The organism is Hyphomicrobium zavarzinii ATCC 27496 (genome assembly GCF_000383415.1).
Lineage (GTDB): Bacteria > Pseudomonadota > Alphaproteobacteria > Rhizobiales > Hyphomicrobiaceae > Hyphomicrobium_C > Hyphomicrobium_C zavarzinii.
In genome coordinates this window covers 266,789-282,349 of sequence record NZ_KB911259.1, presented here as the reverse complement: position 1 = coordinate 282,349, position 15,561 = coordinate 266,789, and the positions used below count along the sequence as shown (strand labels likewise).

Sequence of the window (15,561 nt, the reverse complement as noted above, 5' to 3'; positions counted from 1 at the left end):
CGCCGCGCCTCGGCGGCGGCTCTCTCACTCAGCCCGCGTCGCGGTTGCGCGGCGCACCCTGGCGCGCCGGCCGGTTGAAGCCGCTCTGACCGCGGCGATCACCGCCTCCGTGCGAGCGGTGCTGGCCGTCGCGATGGCCGTGGGAGGAGGGACGAGCGAGGAAGCCCACATTGTGCAGCGAGCTCGAGCCGGACGCGTCCGATGCGCGGGGCCGGTCCTGGCCGTGGCGCTGGGGACGTTGTCCTTCGTTGCTGCGCACGGGCTCATCCGCGTGGCGTGCATGGTCGCGGCGGCCGCCGCCGTGGCCGTGCCCGCCGTGCGCGTGTTCGGAGCGGCCGTGACCGCGGCCCCGTTCGCCCGCGCCATGATTGCGTCCGCCGCCCTGATGGCGATGTCCGCGATGTCCCCCGCTCGTGCGCTCGCCGTCGTCCCGGCGCGCCGGGGTGCGGTCGGCGACGATGGAGGCGTCGTTGCGGCGGTCCTCGTGGGGGATCTGCTGTCGGGTGAGGCGCTCGATGGCGCGGAGTTGCTCGCGCTCATCGACGTCGCAGAGCGAGATGGCGATGCCCGAAGCACCCGCGCGCGCCGTGCGGCCGATGCGATGAACGTACGCCTCCGGCACTTCCGGAAGCTCGTAGTTGATGACGTGCGTCACGAGGTCGATGTCGATGCCGCGCGCGGCGATGTCGGTCGCCACCAGCACCTTGATGCGGGACGTGCGGAAATCCTCGAGCGCGTTCTCACGCTGGCGCTGGCTTTTGTTGCCGTGGATGGCCGCAACCTTGGTGCCGCCGCCTTCGAGGTGGCGGGCGACGCGGTCCGCCCCGCGCTTGGTGCGGGTGAAGACGAGCGTGCGCTCCATGGCAGGGTCTGCGAGAAGCTCGGCAAGCAGGGCGCGCTTCTTTCCGGCCTCGATATGGATCACGCGCTGGCGGACACGCTCTGCGGTGGTCGCGACCGGTGCCACCGAAACCTTGACCGGGTCCTGCAGCAGCTCGTCGGCGAGACCGGCGATCTCCTTCGGCATGGTGGCCGAGAAGAACAGGTTCTGGCGGCGGTGCGAGAGGTGCGACACGATCCGGCGGATGGGCTTCACGAAGCCGAGGTCCAGCATCTGGTCGGCTTCATCGAGCACGAAGATCTCGGTGCCGGAGATGTCGGCGCAGCGCTGCTCCATCAGATCGAGCAGGCGGCCGGGTGCCGCGACGAGCACGTCGACGCCGCGCGAAAGAGCCTGGATCTGCGGACGATGCGCGACGCCGCCAAACACGACGGCGACGGTGATGCCGAGGTGGCGGCCGTAGGCGCGGAAGCTTTCGCCGATCTGGGTTGCGAGCTCACGCGTGGGCGAGAGCACCAGCACCCGGCAGCCCTTGCGGGGTGCTGCGCGGCGGTCTGCGGCGAGGCGGTTGAGGATGGGCAGCGCGAACGCCGCGGTCTTGCCGGTTCCCGTCTGCGCGATGCCGAGCAGGTTGCGGCCCTCCATCACCGGAGGAATGGCCTTCGCCTGGATCGGCGTCGGCGTGGTGTAGCCTTCTTCGTTCAGAGCCTTGAGGATCGGCTCGGCGAGGCGAAGATCTGAAAACGATGTCAAAGGGTGGTCTTTCTTTTGAAGCCGCGCATGTGCGGCGGAGCAGCCGCGCCGATTCCCGGCGAAGCAGTGCTCGTTTCTCGATGACGCCCCGCGTGGCCTGGGCTGTCGGATGGGGAGTTTTTCAGGGCGCTCAACAGGGGGACGAATTGGGCCTCTTTTGGCCCGACACATGTCCCTTCACGCGGCTGGAGCGCCGGAATACGCTCGACTTTTTCAAGCGTTGGAACGGCTTGTCTCATGTTGCGGGTGCGAAGTCAAGGTAATCTCGGGTTCCGCGGAGTCGCAGTGCCGCCGCGGCTGGCCGGCTGCTAACCGTCTGCGTCAGTGCCCTGCGCCCAATTGGAAGGTCGAGCTATGCATCCCGCCGCATCACGGATTGTCGATCTTTACGAGCGTCACGCCGAGGCGTGGGATCGCGATCGGGGGCGCTCCCTGTTCGAGAGGGCCTGGCTCGACAAGTTCCGGGCCGTCTTGCCCGCGGACCGCTCGATTCTCGACATCGGGTGCGGGGCGGGGGAGCCGATCGCCCGCTATTTCGTGGAAGCGGATCATCCGGTGACGGGTGTCGACTCGTCCGCTTCTCTCATTGAGATTTGTCAGGCGCGCTTTCCCGATCACGCCTGGCTCGTCGCAGATATGCGCAGCCTGGATCTCGGCCGCCGCTTCGGCGGGCTTATCGCGTGGGACAGCTTTTTCCATCTGTCCTACGCCGACCAGCGGGCGATGTTTCCGATCTTCGATCGGCATGCGGCGCCGGGTGCAGCCCTCCTGTTCACGAGCGGGCCATACCATGGTGAAGCCATCGGCTCGTTCGAAGGCGAGGCGCTCTATCACGCCAGCCTTGCGCCCGAGGAGTACGAGGCGCTGCTCTCGGCCAACGGCTTCCACGTCGTAGATCACGTGGCCGAGGATGCGTCGTGCGGTGGCCATACCGTTTGGCTCGCGCGCCACGTGTAGAGCGCGATCGGTCCTGATTGAATGAGGATCGCGCTGCAGCGCTTCAGCGAGAGCGATGATCCACGCTTCGGACGGATGGGATCCGAAGCGCTGATGGTCCGGCGCGCAAAAGAAAAGCCGCCGGTTGCTCACCGGCGGCTTCGATCCGATCGGATCTGGAATTCTGGCGCAGCGCCGAATTAGACGAGCTGAACCTGGCCGGCCTGCTTGCCGCGGCCCTTGCGATCGTCCTCGAGGACGAACGAGAGCTTGTCGCCCTCATAGACGCCGTTGATGCCTGCCCGCTCGAGAGCGGAGATGTGGATGAAGACGTCCTTCGAGCCGTCTTCCGGCTGGATGAAGCCGAAGCCCTTGGCGGTGTTGAAAAACTTCACCGTGCCCGTGATGCGATCCATAGTGGTGTTCCTTCACTTTGCGCGCAAAAGATCAGCCAGTCCCGAACGGCGCGCCGTCATTCGGGATCTCAGTCAATGCAGGAATAAGGCAAACGGCCGGTGGCACGCTCTCTCATTCGACCTTGTGAGGGTACGTCCACCTCGGAGCGCACCGGCCCCGGCGTTATGCGGGCTGTCTGTGGCGAAAGCAAGGATCAATTGCGATATCAGATTGCTATCCGAAAACACGCTAAGATACGGAAACTGTGCTCCTTTTGGGCACAAGTTAACCAGTGGTGAAGGCTGCCGGCGTGACGCCGTTTCGTCACACGCTCTCGCCAAAGCGATGAAGTGGCTGTGCGATTGGTGATAGCTCGCCGCCTCGCATTGTCGGTGCGCGGACTGGCTGATACTGATCGTGCCGGTGGGGAGCGGAGCAGGGGCACAGGCAAATGCTGGCGGCTATTCGCATTGCAGGACGCGCGGGACTTTGCGCGCTTGCGTTCGTCGTATCGGGCTGCGCGGAGACCATTCCCGGCGTCGATACCGCTTCCATCAAACCCGCCGCCGATACCGTGACACAGGGGTTCGTCCCGGGGGTGCCCAAGGGCTATCAATGTCCGCTGGTGCCGAACGGGTTCGACCCGGCTGGCTCGATCTACCGCCTCGACAAGGACGGCACCTATTTCCGGGTGAAGGATTTCACCGCAGATCCCGCGATCACGGCGCTCGGTACCTTCAAGCGCGACGTGCCGATCTCGAACTACGTGCTCTCCGACACGCAGCAGGCGAATGCCGGGCTCTCGTTCGATCTCCTGCAAAAGGTGGTTCCCGGCCTCAGGGCCTCGGGTTCGGCCGACTACAAGAAGGCGATGACGGTGGACATCATCGTCGAGGACATGGTGGGCGAGGTCATCGACGATCACGTGGCCGACAAGATCGTCGATCTCTTCAAGGCTTCGATGACGCCGAAACGCGGCAGCAAGTATTTCCTGGTGCGCGAGACGGTTCGCGCCGGAGCTGTCAGCTACAAGCTGAAGCAGACGGATCTGGCGCGGCTCGGCGGCAAGGCCGAGGTGGAGAAGCTTGCGCAGGGGGCAGCCAACGTCACCGTGCGCGACAACGACGGCGTGTTCGAGATCAAGCAGACGTTCAAGCCGGATCGGATGCCGATCTGCATCAAGTCCGCCGAAATCGTCATCGACAACGGTGCGGCGCCGACCGTGGCGCTCAAGAGTGCGGACGACACGCCCGTTCCGCAGATCAAGCGCGTGGGCGGCGAGTAGGTCCCGCGGTTCCTGCGCACATGTTGATTTCGGTCATATTCTTCTTGCTGCGATGCGGCGAGCCTCGGCGCATCAACATCTCGTTTCATGATGCATCGCGAGATGCGCTTCCGATTCCTTGTCGGCGGGACGTGTCCGGATTATCTTCAAACAAGCGAGGAAAATCAGGGTGGGTGAGATGGCCGATACTCTAACCCGCGATATCACCAAGGCCGACGTGGATCGTTTCCTGTTCGGCAAGCACCTCACGAGCTGTGCGGTGTGCGGGCGTTTCCGCTCCCAATGCGATCTCGATGTTCACACGCTGAGCTGCCAGCGCGGCACAACGGCCGACTGCTCCTCCAGCTCGACGCTGAATGTGCTGATGATCGTCTGTCAGAATTGCGGTGCGATCGAGTTTCACGACCGCACCATCATAGCCAAATGGCTGGAAAGCCAGCGCCCCGTTCCGGTGCGCTAAGCGCGCGCAGAACGTGCGGAAGACGAGGAGGCGGCTAGGTGCCGGCCTCCTCGGTGGCCGGGTTGGGAGACAACTCGCCGGCCTTGCCCTTTCGCCCATTCTCGGCATCCGCATCCGGAAGCGGCGGTTTTCTAGCGGTGATGTTCGGCCACATATCGGCATATCTGTGGTTGATCTCCAGCCAGTAGCGGGTCGCCTGTGGCTCCGTATCGGAGAAAATCGCCTGGGCCGGGCATTCCGGAACGCACACGCCGCAATCGATGCACTCGTCGGGATGGATGACGAGCATGTTCTCGCCCTCGTAGAAGCAGTCCACGGGGCACACCTCTACGCAGTCGGTATATTTACATTTGATGCAGTTTTCGGTGACGACGTAGGTCATTGCATTGTCCCAATTGCATTGAGGTGTGCCGCGCGGCGCTCCTCATTTCGACAGGTGTTCGAGCGAAAACAGGTGCTGCGTGGAGGCCAGTGGCGCGTGGCACTGCCGGCACGTGTTCAGGTCCTTGTTGAGGCGTTTGCCGTCTGGGCTGAAGATGGCGAAATCCCAGTCTCCGTTGCGCAGGTTCTCCGGAATAGTGCTGCCCCAGCCTTCCTCTTTCTGCATGACCGCGACGGCGGCCAGCTTGTCGCGGATGCGTTGACCGAGCGCGCTTTTCATGACCTTGCCGTCCTTGTCCTTCTTGGCGGCATAGATCTCGCCCACCAGCACGGAGCCGTTGGGCAGCTCTTTTCCGGCGGCTGCGGCTTCCAGTGCAACGGGGTTCGCGAAGAGGCGAATGATCTGGTCCTCGTTCTGAACCCGATCGAGGCTCAGGTAGTTAGTGAAACTCGTCTTGTAGTCCGCGGGGAACGAGATGCGCTCGTCGGCTGCGTAGGCCGTGCCGGCCACGAGGCCGAGTATGAGCAGCGTAGCTAGTCGAGACATTTAGTTTCCTCCCAGGTCTTTTGTTCTCTCGGTTCGCGCCGCGACGCGTTGCTTGCGAGACGTGGCGTTGCACGATCACAGGTCTGTGATTAAGATGCATTACTTATACATCTTATGGCTCGCACCCCGCAAAGACAACCGTTGCATACATCTTATCGGAGATTTGATATGCGCGTGACCGCTTCCCCGGATGCTGCCTCAAAGGTCCAAACCAGCCGTGTTCGCCTCAAGCGCGCCTATGCCGAGCCACAGGAGAGCGACGGGGTCAGGGTGCTGGTGGATAGGCTCTGGCCGCGGGGCCTGCAAAAGGAGCGCGCCAAGGTCGACATCTGGCTGAAAGACATTGCCCCGAGCGCCGAACTGAGGCGCTGGTTCGGGCATGATCCGAGGCGCTGGGAGGAGTTCGAGCGCCGGTATCGCGAGGAGCTTCGCGGTAATGCCGAGTTGTTGAACGTGCTCAAGGTCTGGCGCGATCTCGGGGTGGTGACGCTGCTGTTCGCCGCCCGCGACGAGGACCACAACAATGCCGTGGTTCTCAAGGCGGTGCTCGAAAACATGGGCCGCTAGGCTCATTTTTATCCGGCCGCTAGACGGCTTCGGGAACCGAATCCGGATCGTGGCATCCAAGGACGCAGGCGGCTCGTTGCCCCGGAGGTTTCGCCATGGTCCATCTGCAAGTCGAGGACGCTCCCAACTCTCCGGAGTGGGACCTTGTGCAGCGTGCCCTGAGGAAGGACGCGCGTGCGGTGCGTGAGATCATCCAGACGCACAATCGCCGGCTCTATCGAACGGCGCGCAGCATCGTGCGGGACGACGGGGAGGCGGAGGACGTGCTGCAGGAGGCGTACCTGCGCGCGTTCTCGGCGCTCGACCGTTTTCGCGGCGAGTCTACGCTTGCCACCTGGCTCACGCGCATCGTGCTCAACGAGGCGCTCCAGCGCCTTCGCCGGCGCACCGATACGCCGTTGCCGGACGGGAACCTTCCGGAGCTTCGCGAAGCTCAGGTCATTCCTTTTCCGTTATCCGGCGGGCAACCTTCCGATCCGGAGCGCACCATGGCTCAACGTGAACTCTGCCACCTTCTTGAAAAGGCGATCGATGCGTTGCCCGATGATTTCCGGATGGTGCTCGTTGCGCGCGCTATCGAGGATATGAGCGTGGACGAGACGGCGGAGCTGCTGGGCTTGCGGCCTGAGACCGTGAAGACGCGCCTGCATCGGGCGCGGCGTCTTCTCAAGGATATGCTGGCCGATCACTTGGGCGCCATGCTGAGCGACGTGTTTCCGTTCGATGGGGCGCGCTGCGAGAGAATTACCGACGCGGTGATGGCGCGTCTCGAACTCTCGTCGTGAGGGCAGCGGGAACCTCCATCGTCGAGGTGCATCCAAATCTCCGTGTGAACAGGAGCCAGAGGGCTCACAACATGGAGGTCATCAGATGCGTCATCCCAAAGCACTTTATGCAATCGCGGCGGTTTTGCTGACGGTTCCCGGCGGTCTCGCGTTTGCCGCGGGTGCCGGTCCATCGGACGCCCAGATCGCGCATATCGCCTATACGGCGGGCGATCTCGACATCAAGGCGGCCGAACTCGCGCTCGAAAAAAGTCAGAGCAAGACGGTGCGTGCGTTCGCGGACGACATGGTGCGCGACCACAAGGCCGTCAACGACAAGGCGCTGGCGCTCGTGAAGAAGCTCAACGTCTCGCCCGAGGACAACGACACCAGCAAGAGCCTGGTGAAGGACGCGGACGAGAAGCGCGCTCATCTCGCGACGCTTTCCGGCGCGGCGTTCGACAAGGCGTATGTCGAAAACGAGGTTGCCTACCACAAGGCGGTGAACGGGGCGCTCGAGACGACGCTGATCCCGTCTTCCGACAACGGCGAGCTGAAGAGCCTGCTGGAGACGGGCCTGAAGATCTTTCAGGGCCACCTGAAGCACGCCGAGCATCTTGCCGGCTCGTTGAAGTGAGGCCGAGACCATGCGCGCATCCGGTTTCTCCGTTCTTTCATTCGTTCTCGTCGCGCTGGCCCATGTGGCCAGCGCGAAAGCTGGCGAGACTATCGTGGTGAAGATCACGGATCTTGCGTTCGTTCCCGCCGAGGTCAGCGCGCGCGTGGGCGACACGATCGAGTGGGTGAACGTTGATTTCATCGATCACACGGCGACCGCGAGCAACGGCGCCTGGGACTTGGCGCTTCCCGCCGGAAGCCGTGGGCGGCTGGTGGTGAAGCAGGCGGGCGTATTGGGCTACTTCTGCCGAGTTCATCCGAACATGACGGGCACGCTGAACGTTAACGAGAAGTAGCGCAACGCGAGCATTCGAGCGCTCGTTGTCAGTAGGCTGAGGCAGGCCGCCGCAGCCCGTCTTGGTTCCTGCGAAAATGACGCATCGTTGCGCGATCGCTGTTTGCGCCATCGCAAAGAGAATGACGCGAATGCTCCTACAAAAAAAGGAGATCGGGCGTAGTGCGCTCAATCCTTTTGAAAAGGGAGAAAACGATGTCTGAGCAATACAACATGACGCGCCGCACAATGCTGGCGAGCTCGGCGTTTGTCGGCGCTTTGGCGCCTATGCTCACCGCAACGCCCACGTTGGCTGAGAATGCGGCTGCGAATGCGAAAGCGTCTCCCGTCGATATTTCCAAGCTGCCGCGCGAGAAGATCGAGCTGGTGAAGCCGCCGTTCGTTCACAAGCATACGCAGAAGGCCCAGGGCGGCCCGAAGATCATCGAGGTGACGCTCACCATTCAGGAGAAGAAGATCGTCGTCGACGACAATGGCGCTGAGGTCCACGCCATGACATTCGACGGTTCCGTTCCTGGCCCCATGATTGTCGTTCACCAGGACGACTACGTGGAACTCACGCTCGTCAATCCTCCGACCAACACGCTCCAGCACAACATCGACTTCCACTCCGCAACGGGCGCGTTGGGCGGCGGCGGTTTGACCATCGTCAACCCCGGCGAGAAGACGGTGCTCCGCTTCAAGGCCACGAAGGCAGGCGTGTTCGTCTACCATTGCGCTCCTCCGGGCATGGTGCCTTGGCATGTCACGTCCGGCATGAACGGCGCCATCATGGTTCTTCCGCGCGAGGGCCTGACGGACGGCCACGGCAAGGAGCTCACCTACGACCGCGTCTATTATGTCGGCGAGCAGGATTTCTACGTGCCGAAGGATGAGAACGGCGAGTACAAGAAGTACAAGACTGCGGGCGATGCCTATCCGGATGTGCTCGAGGTCATGCGTACCCTCACGCCGAGCCACATCGTGTTCAACGGCGCGGTCGGTGCTCTCACGGGCGAGAATGCGCTCAAGGCGGCGGTCGGCGAGCGGGTGTTGATCGTGCACTCGCAGGCCAACCGCGACACGCGTCCGCATCTCATCGGCGGACATGGTGACTATGTCTGGGCAACCGGCAAGTTCCGCAATCCGCCGGATGTCGATCAGGAGACCTGGTTCATTCCCGGCGGAACGGCGGGTGCAGCTTTGTATACCTTCGAGCAGCCTGGCATCTACGCCTACGTGAACCACAACCTGATCGAAGCGTTCGAACTCGGGGCGGCGGCACACTTCACCGTCACCGGAGATTGGAACAGCGATCTCATGACGTCCGTGGTCGCTCCTACCGGCACCTGACGTCAGTTCGGAAGGCGCGCGCCCGATGGGGAACTCGGCTGCGCGCGCCTTCCGCCTCACTACCAAGGCTCCACGGCTTCAATGAGCGCGCTCCGTCGCTAGGTGGCGGCGGTGCGGAGGAGGCTTTATGGCTTCGCTTTCCACCAGGCATGACATCTCGTGGGCTCTCGTCGTAGCTTCGTCGCTGATGGTGGCGGTGATGGGGGCGGTTGGCTTCATTGGAGCGAAGAAGGTCTTTACCGGAAGCCCGTCCTACGTCGGGCTGCCTGCCGCGCCCGAGACTGTGGTCATCGAGCCGCGCACCTTCAGCTACCGGGCAGCCGGCGACTACTACAAGAACGGCTTTGCGGTCGATGGACCGATGCGCACCGTTACCATGACGGGTGCGCTCACCATCATGAAGCATCAGGTGTCGAGCGCGGACTATGCGCTCTGCGTGGAGGATGGCGCGTGTGCGCCCGCAGAGCCGGAGTACCCGGCCGCGGCCAGCGTCGATCGTCCGGTAACGGGCGTGAGTCTCGATGACGCAAAGGGCTATGCGGCGTGGCTCAGCGAGCGCACGGGTGATGTGTGGCAGTTGCCGACGGACGAGGAGCTTGCCTTCGCGGCCGGCTCGCGTTTTCCGGATGACGCCCTCGGGGTGGATCCCAACAGCGCAAACCCAGCCGATCGCTGGCTCGCAGATTACTACCGCGAGGCGAAACGCAAGGCTTCACGCGAGCCGATCCCGCAGCCGTTCGGCCGCTTCGGCGAGAACGAGTTCGGCCTTTCCGATTTCGGGGGCAACATCTGGGAGTGGACCACAACCTGCAGCCGCCGCGTGGACGTGGACCGGCTCGGCGTTCCGGATGCGGTCGATGCCAATGCGTGCGGCATCTACCATGCCATTGGAAAGCATCGCGCGCCGATGGTGTTCTTCGTTCGCAATCCCAAGGGTGGCGGTTGCGCGGTGGGCACGCCTCCGGACAATCTCGGGTTCCGGCTTGTGAAGGATACGCGCTGGTATGCTCCGCTTATCGCGCATTTGCGCGCACGAGGGCTGACTTTCTGATCAGGATCAAGCTCGGCCGGAGGAAATCGATGCAGAGCGGTGAGTGTGGGCTCCTTTGAGCGCGCCGGAGCCTTTCTTGACCGCCTGCGTCTTGATAGTCTCTGTCACCTTCTGCGGTGAGGCCGCCCGGCAGTGAAAATCGATCGAACCGCCGTCAGATCGCTCCCCGTCTTCCATAGGATGAGCGATGCCGACCTGGACAATCTCCTCGGATGCGCAGCCGTGCGGCGCGTGCCGCAGGGGGAAGCGGTTTTCGAGCAGGGGCAGGCGGCGACGAGCTTCTATCTGCTGCTGAGCGGACGCTTGAAGGTTACGCAGGTGACCGACGACGGCCAGCAGATCATCGTGCGCATGGTGCATCCCGGGGACCTGTTCGGCTTTGCGAGGGCGCTTCAGCGGGTCGACTATCCCGCGAGGGCGACGGCCGTTGCCGAAAGTCAGGTTCTGTCCTGGCCGAACGAGCTCTGGCCGCAGTTCGTCGAGCAGAACGCGCAGCTTGCCGCCAACGCCATTCAGACCATCGGCAAGCAACTCGAGGAAGCGCATACGCGCATTCGGGAAATGTCGACGGAAGAGGTGGAGCGGCGGATCGCGCACGTCGTGCTGCGCCTTTCCGAGCGCGCGGGGCGAAAGGAGGAGGGGGGAATCCAGATCAATTTTCCCATCTCCCGCCAGGATATCGCCCAGATGACCGGCACGACGCTGCATACGGTATCCCGCATCCTGAGCGCCTGGGAAACGCGCGGGCTCGTAGAAGGCGGCCGTCAGAAGCTCCTCATTCGTGACCTCAAGAAGCTCGCTTTGCTCGCCGAGGGCGAGCGCGATTGAGCGCTTTTCATAAGACCCACGGGCCGATATTGCGCTTGTTTGCGCCATTAGGGGCTTAGTTCGCCGGGCCGGAAGGTTGGTCTTGTCGGCGGGCTCACTTTCTCCCTCAGATTCCGCTGGGAGGAGGGAGGCTAGAGGTGGGTTTCCTTAAGCACGATTATTTATCGCTGTTCCTGACGTGTCGCGCCTATTGAATAGGGAAGCGGCCTTCCGCATCTCCACTCAATAGCGCCTCGGCCTCTTCGCTTCTGTCCAGGCGCTCGAGGGCGCATCGTCTAGTGCGTGCGCCCCAATCTGTTCCTTGGCCATTTGCCGGTCGCATTGTCCGACGCCCGGTTCCCCTCGTCGGAATTGCCTCGGCGCAAGCTCGGGAGTTACGGCCATGACCCATTCACGCGAACTGCCTCATTCCGGTGGCGCTCTTCACCAGCCTGGCGTCGATGTCCGCTGGCCGTCATCGGCCATTTGGAGACCGGGTGAGCCCGCGATCCGCAAGATCGGCCTTGCCGATGTCGAGGACGCGCTTGCCAAGGGTATCGAGGATTTCAAGGCGGCGCCCAGTCACGCGCTGTTCCTCTGTCTCATCTATCCCATCGTCGGCATGATCCTGTTCCGGGTCGCGTTCGGCTATCATCTGCTGCCGATGATCTATCCGTTGATGGCAGGCTTTGCGCTTCTCGGGCCGGTGGCAGCGGTGGGGCTCTACGAGCTCAGCCGGCGGCGCGAGCAGGGGCTCGACGTGTCCGTCTGGCATATCGCCGAGGTCTACCGGTCGCCTTCGCTCGGGGCGATCATCCGGCTCGGCGTGGTGCTGCTGGCGATTTTCGTTCTTTGGATGATGACGGCGCGCGCGCTCTACGTGCAATCCTTCGAAGGAGTTCTGCCCACCTCCCTCTCACATTTCATGCAGCAGCTTTCCACCGCCGAAGGCCGCCAGCTCATCATCTCGGGTAACGTCGTCGGGTTCTTTTTTGCGCTTCTGGTTCTCGTGATCAGCGCGGTCTCGTTTCCGATGCTTGTCGATCGGGACGTGGGCGTGGGAACAGCGGTGCGCACCTCCATCCGCGCTTTTATCGAAAACCCGTTGCCGATGGCGGCGTGGGGCCTCGTCGTGGCGGCATCGCTGGTTGCGGGCGCGATTCCGTTCTTCTTCGGGCTCGCGGTCGTGTTCCCGATTCTCGGCCATGCCACGTGGCATCTCTATCGCCGTGTGGTGAGCCGCACTGAAGTCATTTGATGCCGCGGAAAGATGCGCGAGCCTCAAGCTGTCTCCGGGACGCGGCACCGCGTCCCGGACTGAGCGGCTAGGGCATCTGCTGCAATCCAAAGCCGCCACCCAGGTTCTCCAGCGTTTCGAAGCCCGGCGGCCGGTCCGACGCCGTGGTGGGGGCTGGCTTTACGTTCTTGTCATGCGCGACTGTATCCGGTGGTGCGCTTTTCTCTGGCGGTGCCGCAGGCTCGGTTGCGGATTTCAGAAATCCTTCGAGAAGGGTAGCCGGCGGCTTGGGCGGGGCCTCCATGCTCGCCTGTACGGGCGGCGGCATCGTCTTCATCCTTGGGGTCCGGTATCGGGCCTTCATGACCTTCGCGGGTTTCGTGCGGACGGGTGATGTCGTCTTGACGGGCTTTTCGCGAGGCTCCGGCTGTCTGTTCTCCGATGCGCTGTCATTCGCCTCGGGTAAGGAGATGGCCGGAGCGGCTTCGGCGAGTGGCGGCACGAGCGCGGCAGGATCGGCGGCAGGCGGTGTGGCCTCTTCTTCGGGCGTTTCGCGCTGGATCGTCAGCCCCAGCACGGCAAGCGGCTCGCCGTCACGCTTCTTGATCTCGATGGTGGTGTTGAAGGTTTCTATTTCGCTCGGCACGACCATGCCGATGTCGGTGAGATCGCCGGCCGCAAGTGTCCATTCGGTGTCGGAGGTCTTGTGCCCCACCGAGAGGCGAACCTCGGGAGGCAGACCTTTGATGGTGACAACGTCGAGTGAATCCAGGTTTTTCGGGTCGTCGCCCAGGGTCGCTGAGCTGGTCGCGTAGACGAGCCCGGGACTTGCGGCCTCGGCGGGCTCAATCGGCATGGTGGCGATGGTGCGCACGATGGACGTGGAGAGCGCATCGCACGGCGGCCTCTCGCACGCCTGCTCCCTCACGAAGCTCAGGCGCGTCTCGGGTGACGGAGGCTCGACGGCCGGTGGAAGCTCGGCAGCCGCTTCTTTCGGCTGTGGCGAGGCTGCGTGAAACGATTGTAACGCCAGGAACAACGCCGCGACGCCGAAGATGGATGCGAGGAAAATCCAGGGCGCGTCCTCGTTCTGCCGCAAAGCCGCAAGGCGAGAGGCACCGTAGCGGGGAGGCAACGGAGACAGAGGAGGCAGGGGAGGCAGAGGTGGCGGCAGGGGCGTGCGTGAGGCGGGACGCGGCCGCCGTGCGCCTTCCGGTTCCGGCGCGTCGTCACGCAGAAACTTCGGCATCTCCGCTTCCGGCTCACGACTGTGCTCTGCGCTGTCCAGCGCGGCGGGCAGCGCAGGTATCCGCGGCGCGCGCGGCGGATCGGCGGCATCGGTTCCGGCTATCGGTGCGGCCGCGGCCGTCTCCATGGCGGAGGCCAGCATCTCGTGAAGTGCTGCGAGCTTGGCGGCGATATCCGGATCGTGAGGCGTCTCCGGTGCCGGGTCCATCGCGGGCGTTGGAATGAGAGGAGTGAATGGGGTCGCCATACGCGCGGACACCCAATGCATGGGTTTTCCGCTTGCAGCCGTAGGCATCTGATCACAGGTGAGGGGCGCCCCAACATCGTCCTGGGACGGGGCGCCCTGGCAGTCGTCCGACATAAAATGTGCTCCGCTCGAGTGCGCGATCCGAGTGGTTGGAATTTTCGCATCGCCCCGCGCGATGAAATTTTTGAATGTCCCGCTCGGCGGATATGAGCGTCCGTTGAAAACTTGCACAAGCGTTCGAGCGGCTTTGCGCGTCTCAAACGCGTGTCATAGTTACGGCGTGCAACAAGCCGTGTTTCATTTTGCGCCGTCGCAACGTGAAATCGGCTTTTGCTCTTCGCTGCATAAAGGCAGCAGTGTGGCGCGCATGAAATGCTCAGGCGCGTTCTTTCAAGGAAGCGGCGCCGTCAGGAATAACATCACGCGCAGTCCGCCGTGCGAGACGGGGGCCGTGGGGGGCGCAAACGGCAGCCCGCACGCGGCGGCGAGTGCGGTGTCGGTGGTGATCAAGCCGACACGCCAGCCGGAGAAGCGTGTCGCCAGCGTTTGTCCCAATGCTCGATAGAGCGCGTGCAGGCGCTTCTTGTCGCCAAGTCTGTCGCCGTATGGCGGATTGACAATGACGAGACCGGGAGGTCCGCCGGGTGCGACGAGATCGATAATCTGCTGCTGGTGGAATTCCGTTATGTCAGCGACGCCCGCGCGTTGCGCATTGGCGCGGCTGATGCTTATGGCGCCCGCGTCGCGATCGCTTCCGTAAAAGCGCAGCGCAGGTTTCGCCGGGTTCTCCGTGTCACGGAGTTTGTGCCAGGCTGCTTCGTCGAAGGTTGCGAGTTGCTCGAAGGCGAAACGGCGTGAGCGGCCGGGCTTCAGGCGGGCCGCGATCTCAGCCGCCTCGATGACGAACGTTCCAGATCCGCACATGGGGTCCAGCACGGGCTCGGCGCCGTCATAACCGCATTGGCGCAGGAAGAGGGAGGCCATCGTTTCCCGCATGGGCGCTTTGTTGACGGCTTCCTTGTGTCCGCGCTTGTGCAGCAGCTCGCCCGAGGTGTCGATGCCGATGTTGCAGAAGTCGTCCTCGATGCGCGCGCGGATGCAGACCTCCGCTTCGGGCGAGACCGGTGCACCGAGCTCCTCGTGGATGGCCCGCTCGATGCGCTGGGCGGCGGCTCCGGAATGATAGATGCGAGAGCTTTTGCACGAGGCTTCGACGCGGATGGGTACGTCGGGGCGCAGCACGTGGCTCCAGGCGAGCTTGCGCGCACGCTTGTCGAGTTGCGCGAGGTGCATGGCCCGGAAGCCGCCGATACGGGCGATGACGCGGCCCGCCCCACGGATCTCGAGGTTGGCCCGCCAAACCGCGGACCAGTCTCCCTTGAATGTCACGCCGCCTTTTGCCGCCCGCGCGCCCTTGAAGCCCCTGGCGCGGGCTTCGGCGCAGAGCGTGGGTTCGAGGCCTGGGGCTGCCACGAGGAATATTTCGAAGTCGGTCTCGGTCGTCATGGCGCCTCAATATCGGGAAGCGGCGCGAGTATCGACCTTTTTATGGGAGCCCCGGGGACGGGTGGGCGTAGAGGGCCTTGCCGTGGAGCCCTCCCGTTTTGGGGGGACCGGCCATGTTTTGGGGCCGGGGCATTCGTCAACTCTCCGATGACGGATGTCGTTGACAGCGGGCCGTCGGCGCGATGTGGTGATCTGCAGAGTGGTCCCCTTTTATAACCTGATCCGGTTCG

Annotated in this window: 17 protein-coding genes; 11 read left to right on the top strand and 6 right to left on the bottom strand. The window is 63.5% G+C overall.

From position 1 onward, the window contains the following. Positions 1-28 precede the first annotated feature (28 nt). Positions 29-1,594 (bottom strand): DEAD/DEAH box helicase, encoded by a 1,566-nt coding sequence (locus tag F812_RS24210; RefSeq protein WP_020086931.1) that lies wholly within the window; start codon positions 1,592-1,594, stop codon positions 29-31. 354 nt (positions 1,595-1,948) lie between these two features. Between F812_RS24210 and F812_RS0115660 the strand changes: the two genes are divergently transcribed. Further along, entirely contained in the window at positions 1,949-2,551 is a 603-nt protein-coding gene (locus F812_RS0115660) for a class I SAM-dependent DNA methyltransferase (RefSeq protein WP_020086930.1), read from the top strand. 179 nt (positions 2,552-2,730) lie between these two features. Here the strand turns inward: F812_RS0115660 and F812_RS0115650 are convergent, their stop codons facing one another. Continuing rightward, on the bottom strand, positions 2,731-2,946 hold the full coding sequence (locus F812_RS0115650; protein WP_020086928.1) for a cold-shock protein: 216 nt from the start codon (positions 2,944-2,946) through the stop codon (positions 2,731-2,733). A gap of 431 nt (positions 2,947-3,377) precedes the next feature. Here F812_RS0115650 and F812_RS0115645 point away from each other — a divergent pair, with 431 nt between their 5' ends. Next, positions 3,378-4,211: a hypothetical protein gene (locus F812_RS0115645; protein WP_020086927.1), complete on the top strand. Its 834-nt coding sequence runs from the start codon at positions 3,378-3,380 to the stop codon at positions 4,209-4,211. Positions 4,212-4,389: 178 nt separating this feature from the next. Continuing rightward, positions 4,390-4,671 (top strand): hypothetical protein, encoded by a 282-nt coding sequence (locus tag F812_RS0115640; RefSeq protein ID WP_020086926.1) that lies wholly within the window; start codon positions 4,390-4,392, stop codon positions 4,669-4,671. A 34-nt stretch (positions 4,672-4,705) separates the two neighbouring features. Here F812_RS0115640 and fdxA read toward each other — a convergent pair whose 3' ends face one another. After that, positions 4,706-5,053 carry a ferredoxin FdxA gene (gene fdxA / locus F812_RS0115635; protein WP_020086925.1) on the bottom strand — a complete coding sequence of 116 codons (348 nt, stop codon included), beginning with the start codon at positions 5,051-5,053 and terminating at the stop codon, positions 4,706-4,708. Between the two features lie 42 nt (positions 5,054-5,095). Beyond that, positions 5,096-5,599: a cytochrome P460 family protein gene (locus tag F812_RS24205; protein ID WP_020086924.1), complete on the bottom strand. Its 504-nt coding sequence runs from the start codon at positions 5,597-5,599 to the stop codon at positions 5,096-5,098. Between the two features lie 168 nt (positions 5,600-5,767). On the opposite strand from F812_RS24205, the gene F812_RS0115625 reads away from it, so the two are divergent. From F812_RS0115625 to F812_RS0115590, 8 genes are all read left to right on the top strand, one after another. Beyond that, complete coding sequence (locus F812_RS0115625; RefSeq protein WP_020086923.1) at positions 5,768-6,166, top strand: DUF488 domain-containing protein; 399 nt, start codon at positions 5,768-5,770, stop codon at positions 6,164-6,166. Between the two features lie 95 nt (positions 6,167-6,261). After that, complete coding sequence (locus F812_RS0115620; protein ID WP_020086922.1) at positions 6,262-6,951, top strand: RNA polymerase sigma factor; 690 nt, start codon at positions 6,262-6,264, stop codon at positions 6,949-6,951. Positions 6,952-7,036: 85 nt separating this feature from the next. Further along, the gene (locus tag F812_RS0115615; RefSeq protein ID WP_020086921.1) at positions 7,037-7,567 is read left to right on the top strand and encodes a DUF4142 domain-containing protein; all 531 of its coding nucleotides are present in this window, start codon (positions 7,037-7,039) and stop codon (positions 7,565-7,567) included. Between the two features lie 10 nt (positions 7,568-7,577). Further along, positions 7,578-7,904, top strand: a complete 327-nt coding sequence (locus F812_RS0115610; protein ID WP_020086920.1) for a cupredoxin domain-containing protein — start codon at positions 7,578-7,580, stop codon at positions 7,902-7,904. 194 nt (positions 7,905-8,098) lie between these two features. Further along, positions 8,099-9,235, top strand: a complete 1,137-nt coding sequence (nirK, locus tag F812_RS0115605) for a copper-containing nitrite reductase (RefSeq protein ID WP_020086919.1) — start codon at positions 8,099-8,101, stop codon at positions 9,233-9,235. Between the two features lie 127 nt (positions 9,236-9,362). Next, positions 9,363-10,286 carry an SUMF1/EgtB/PvdO family nonheme iron enzyme gene (locus F812_RS0115600; protein ID WP_020086918.1) on the top strand — a complete coding sequence of 308 codons (924 nt, stop codon included), beginning with the start codon at positions 9,363-9,365 and terminating at the stop codon, positions 10,284-10,286. Between the two features lie 132 nt (positions 10,287-10,418). Next, the gene (locus tag F812_RS0115595; protein WP_040498530.1) at positions 10,419-11,114 is read left to right on the top strand and encodes a Crp/Fnr family transcriptional regulator; all 696 of its coding nucleotides are present in this window, start codon (positions 10,419-10,421) and stop codon (positions 11,112-11,114) included. Between the two features lie 382 nt (positions 11,115-11,496). After that, positions 11,497-12,351 (top strand): DUF2189 domain-containing protein, encoded by an 855-nt coding sequence (locus tag F812_RS0115590; protein WP_020086916.1) that lies wholly within the window; start codon positions 11,497-11,499, stop codon positions 12,349-12,351. A 67-nt stretch (positions 12,352-12,418) separates the two neighbouring features. On the opposite strand, the gene F812_RS0115585 is transcribed toward F812_RS0115590, so the two are convergent. Next, positions 12,419-13,846, bottom strand: coding sequence for a hypothetical protein (locus F812_RS0115585; RefSeq protein ID WP_156827457.1), 1,428 nt, complete (start codon positions 13,844-13,846; stop codon positions 12,419-12,421). Positions 13,847-14,215: 369 nt separating this feature from the next. After that, the gene (locus F812_RS0115580; RefSeq protein WP_020086914.1) at positions 14,216-15,331 is read right to left on the bottom strand and encodes a THUMP domain-containing class I SAM-dependent RNA methyltransferase; all 1,116 of its coding nucleotides are present in this window, start codon (positions 15,329-15,331) and stop codon (positions 14,216-14,218) included. Positions 15,332-15,561: the final 230 nt, after the last annotated feature.

Excerpts from the sequence above, each read along its gene's own strand:
- F812_RS0115660 (WP_020086930.1), top strand. The coding sequence starts at position 1,949 with ATGCATCCCGCCGCATCACGGATTGTCGATCTTTACGAGCGTCACGCC.
- F812_RS0115650 (WP_020086928.1), bottom strand. The coding sequence starts at position 2,946 with ATGGATCGCATCACGGGCACGGTGAAGTTTTTCAACACCGCCAAGGGC.
- F812_RS0115645 (WP_020086927.1), top strand. The coding sequence starts at position 3,378 with ATGCTGGCGGCTATTCGCATTGCAGGACGCGCGGGACTTTGCGCGCTT.
- F812_RS0115640 (WP_020086926.1), top strand. The coding sequence starts at position 4,390 with ATGGCCGATACTCTAACCCGCGATATCACCAAGGCCGACGTGGATCGT.
- fdxA (WP_020086925.1), bottom strand. The coding sequence starts at position 5,053 with ATGACCTACGTCGTCACCGAAAACTGCATCAAATGTAAATATACCGAC.
- F812_RS24205 (WP_020086924.1), bottom strand. The coding sequence starts at position 5,599 with ATGTCTCGACTAGCTACGCTGCTCATACTCGGCCTCGTGGCCGGCACG.
- F812_RS0115625 (WP_020086923.1), top strand. The coding sequence starts at position 5,768 with ATGCGCGTGACCGCTTCCCCGGATGCTGCCTCAAAGGTCCAAACCAGC.
- F812_RS0115620 (WP_020086922.1), top strand. The coding sequence starts at position 6,262 with ATGGTCCATCTGCAAGTCGAGGACGCTCCCAACTCTCCGGAGTGGGAC.
- F812_RS0115615 (WP_020086921.1), top strand. The coding sequence starts at position 7,037 with ATGCGTCATCCCAAAGCACTTTATGCAATCGCGGCGGTTTTGCTGACG.
- F812_RS0115610 (WP_020086920.1), top strand. The coding sequence starts at position 7,578 with ATGCGCGCATCCGGTTTCTCCGTTCTTTCATTCGTTCTCGTCGCGCTG.
- nirK (WP_020086919.1), top strand. The coding sequence starts at position 8,099 with ATGTCTGAGCAATACAACATGACGCGCCGCACAATGCTGGCGAGCTCG.
- F812_RS0115600 (WP_020086918.1), top strand. The coding sequence starts at position 9,363 with ATGGCTTCGCTTTCCACCAGGCATGACATCTCGTGGGCTCTCGTCGTA.
- F812_RS0115590 (WP_020086916.1), top strand. The coding sequence starts at position 11,497 with ATGACCCATTCACGCGAACTGCCTCATTCCGGTGGCGCTCTTCACCAG.
- F812_RS0115585 (WP_156827457.1), bottom strand. The coding sequence starts at position 13,846 with ATGCATTGGGTGTCCGCGCGTATGGCGACCCCATTCACTCCTCTCATT.
- F812_RS0115580 (WP_020086914.1), bottom strand. The coding sequence starts at position 15,331 with ATGACGACCGAGACCGACTTCGAAATATTCCTCGTGGCAGCCCCAGGC.